The organism is Amphritea sp. 1_MG-2023 (assembly GCF_030547545.1).
Classification (GTDB): domain Bacteria; phylum Pseudomonadota; class Gammaproteobacteria; order Pseudomonadales; family Balneatricaceae; genus Amphritea.
Genome location: NZ_JAUOQE010000077.1, coordinates 1 through 1,006, shown reverse-complemented (window position 1 = coordinate 1,006; position 1,006 = coordinate 1). Strand labels below are relative to the sequence as shown.

Here is a 1,006-nt window from a genome sequence, read left to right as displayed (position 1 = left end):
TCGACATCGGCGCCACTTAAGGTGCCGCTGAGATTCCCATCGGTCGTGCTGCTGGACTGATCCACTTCGGCAATCGAGCCGCTGGTGATCGCATCCAGGGTCGGTGCATCATCGGCACCAGTGACATTGACCGTGTAGGTCTGCGTCACCAGTGCGCCGTCGGCATCGGTGACCGTTAAGGTGAACACATCGCTAACAGCATCGCCCGCATCCAAGGCTTCGATCGCGGCAGCGTTTTTGCTGTAGCTGTAGTCGCCGGTGGAAGTATCTAAGGTTAAGGTGCCGTAAGTCCCCGCCAAGGTGGCGGTGGTACCCGTGACCGATCCGGTATCAATACCATAGGTTAAGGTATCGCCATCGACATCGGCGCCACTTAAGGTGCCGCTGAGGTTCGCATCGGTCGTGCTACTGGACTGATCCACTTCGGCAATCGAACCGCTGGTGATCGCATCGAGGGTCGGTGCATCATCGGCACCGGTGACGTTGACGGTAAAGGTCTGCGTCACTAACGCACCATCCGCATCGGTGACCGTCAGGGTGAACAGATCACTGTCGGTATCGCCCGCATCCAAGGCTTCGATCGCGGCGGCGTTTTTGCTGTAGCTGTAGTCGCCAGTGGAAGTATCTAAGGTCAGCGTACCGTAAGTCCCCGCCAAGGTGGCGGTGGTACCCGTGACCGATCCGGTAGCAATACCATAGGTTAAGGTATCACCATCGACATCCGCGCCACTTAAGGTGCCGCTGAGATTAGCGTCCGTAGTCGAACTAGATTGATCCACTTCGGCAATCGAACCACTGGTGATCGCATCGAGGGTCGGTGCATCATCCGCACCGGTGACGTTGACTGTGTAGGTCTGCGTCACTAGTGCGCCATCCGCATCGGTGACCGTTAAGGTAAACAGATCACTGTCGGTATCACCCGCATCCAGGGCTTCGATCGCAGCGGCGTCTTTGCTGTAGCTGTAAGCACCCGTGTTGGTATTTACACTCAAGGTGCCGTAAGTCC

At 57.3% G+C, this 1,006-nt stretch carries 1 protein-coding gene; it reads right to left on the bottom strand.

What is annotated here, in order from left to right; all coding sequences use genetic code 11:
• On the bottom strand, positions 1-1,006 hold a 1,006-nt coding region (locus tag Q4488_RS18730; protein WP_303582117.1), incomplete at both ends, for a VCBS domain-containing protein.